We start from the raw sequence: 2,053 nt of genomic DNA, 5'->3' as shown, positions 1-2,053 counted from the left end.
CCACTTCCACTGCGATCACCGCTCAGTCCTGCCCATCGGCGACGCGGACGAAATCATTGACCATGCGGTCGGCCAAGCCCTGGAAGCCCAGTGCCAGCGCCGGGCCCAGCAGTCGCGAGTTCGGTTCGAACTCCAGGGTCAGGGTCACCTTGCAGGCGTCCTCGGCCAGCGCATGGAAGTCCCAGCGCCCATGCAGGCGCTTGAACGGGCCATCGCGCAGCTGCATGTCGATGCTGCTGGGACGTTGCAGGGTGTTTTCGGTCATGAACCAGGTCGAGAACGAGCCCAACCCAAGGTCCAGGCGCGCCACCAGGCGGTCCGGACCGGATTCCAGGATCTGCGACGCCGAGCACCAGCGGAACCGGCGCGGATAGGCATCGATATCATTGACCAGATCGAACATACGGGCAGCCGAATGTTCGACCAGGGCACTACGGCGGATAGTTGGCATGCGGCAATACTGTGTGCTGATGAATCGACCGGGGAGGCCCGAATCGGAGACAATACGGACATGAGCAAGAACAGCGGCAAGGATAAAGCAAACAACGCGACGGCCAACAAAACCATCGCGCTCAACAAGCGTGCCCGCCACGAGTACCACATCGAAGACCGTTTCGAGGCCGGCCTGGCGTTGCAGGGCTGGGAGGTCAAGTCGATCCGCGCCGGGCGCGGCAACATCATCGATGCGTACGCCTACGTGCGTGATGGCGAGATCTATCTGATCGGCGCGCAGATCACCCCGTTGATCCAGGCCTCCTCCCACGTGGTGGCCAACGACCGTCGCGAGCGCAAGCTGCTCCTGCATCGCAACGAGATCGACAAGCTGATCGGCAAGGTCCAGCGCGACGGCTACACGATCGTGCCGACGGCGATGTACTGGAGCAAGAACAAGATCAAGCTCGAGATCGCACTGGCCAAGGGCAAGCAGACCCACGACAAGCGCGACGCCGAGAAGGACCGCGACTGGGCGCGCGAGAAGTCGCGCACCATGCGCCGCCACAACCGCGACGCGTGATGGAGCGCACGGTGCGCGCGCCGTGCATCCAGCCGGCCAGTGCCGAGGACACCCGGGCGGTGTTCGCCGGCCTGCTCGCCTTCAACCAGGCCGCCAGTGGCGATGCCCTGGACGAACAGCCGGTCAACCGCGTGATCCACGATGCCGCCGGCCAGGCCGTGGCCGGCATCGCCGCCGATGTCTGCGGTGGCTGGCTGATGGTGCATGCGCTGTGGGTAGACCAAACCCAGCGTGGCCGGGGTCTTGGCCAGGCGCTGCTGGCCGATGCAGAGCAGCAGGCCCGGGCGCTGGGCGCGCACGCCGTGACCCTGGATACCTTCTCCTGGCAGGCCGAGGGCTTCTACCTCAAGCAGGGCTATGCGGTGTTCGGTCGGCTGCAGGGCTTCCCGCCCGGCCACGAGCGCCTGTACCTGCGCAAGCCGCTTTAGCGCCCCCGCCCTTCCCGCAAACCGTCCCGGCAGCAGGTTGTTTCCCCTCCGAGGCGCGCAGCTGTCAGAATCCCCGCATTGATACGGAAAGGATCCGCGCGTGACCCTCGAACATACCCCGGAGCCGGTGCAGACGGCCGACGAACTGACCACCCTGCGTGCCGACGTGGCCGCGCTGGAGTTCATCTTTGACGAACTCGCCCGCGCCATGGACCCCGCCGCGCTGCTCAAGGTGCTGACCTACCTGATCCGCAACGCCAAGCGCGCTGCGTCGGAGAACCAGAGCTACGACAGCCTGGAGCACCGTCGGCTGGTTGCCCAGGTGGAATCGCTGATGGCACGGGCCGAACCCCAGGCCAAGAAGCAGGCGATGACCGTGCGCAACGAGCACAATCGGGTGCGCAAGGAAAAGGCCCGCCACCAGGCCGACAGCCGTCGCCAGCAGGAAGGCAAGCGCTGATTCCCCTCCGCTGGGCACCGGGCAAGGCAGGAGTGGCCGTGCACCGTGACTGTTCAGCTGAATTGGAGTAGCATCGAGCCCGTCAAGTAGCGTCTGGGTCGCCAGATGTGTTGCGGTTCTTGAAGAAACCGGGGGTGCATTGGTTTCGAC

4 protein-coding genes are annotated in these 2,053 nt (G+C 65.3%); 3 read left to right on the top strand and 1 reads right to left on the bottom strand.

Going from position 1 to position 2,053, the window contains the following annotated elements; genetic code table 11:
- Positions 1 to 22: 22 nt before the first annotated feature.
- Positions 23 to 451, bottom strand: coding sequence for a type II toxin-antitoxin system RatA family toxin (locus ACXJKH_RS19290; protein WP_256774021.1), 429 nt, complete (start codon positions 449 to 451; stop codon positions 23 to 25).
- A gap of 60 nt (positions 452 to 511) precedes the next feature.
- On the opposite strand from ACXJKH_RS19290, the gene smpB reads away from it, so the two are divergent.
- The 3 genes from smpB (at position 512) to ACXJKH_RS19275 (ending at position 1,903) form a co-directional block, all read left to right on the top strand.
- Positions 512 to 1,015, top strand: a complete 504-nt coding sequence (smpB, locus tag ACXJKH_RS19285; RefSeq protein ID WP_256774022.1) for an SsrA-binding protein SmpB — start codon at positions 512 to 514, stop codon at positions 1,013 to 1,015.
- Positions 1,016 to 1,026: 11 nt separating this feature from the next.
- Positions 1,027 to 1,443, top strand: coding sequence for a GNAT family N-acetyltransferase (locus ACXJKH_RS19280; protein ID WP_457321784.1), 417 nt, complete (start codon positions 1,027 to 1,029; stop codon positions 1,441 to 1,443).
- A gap of 100 nt (positions 1,444 to 1,543) precedes the next feature.
- Positions 1,544 to 1,903, top strand: a complete 360-nt coding sequence (locus ACXJKH_RS19275; protein WP_256774024.1) for a hypothetical protein — start codon at positions 1,544 to 1,546, stop codon at positions 1,901 to 1,903.
- Positions 1,904 to 2,053 lie beyond the last annotated feature (150 nt).

The sequence above is a fragment of the Stenotrophomonas sp. P5_B8 genome (assembly GCF_054049855.1).
This window is presented reverse-complemented; position numbering and strand designations above follow the sequence as displayed.

Coding starts and splice junctions, on each gene's coding strand:
- ACXJKH_RS19290 (WP_256774021.1), bottom strand. CDS start 451: ATGCCAACTATCCGCCGTAGTGCCCTGGTCGAACATTCGGCTGCCCGT.
- smpB (WP_256774022.1), top strand. CDS start 512: ATGAGCAAGAACAGCGGCAAGGATAAAGCAAACAACGCGACGGCCAAC.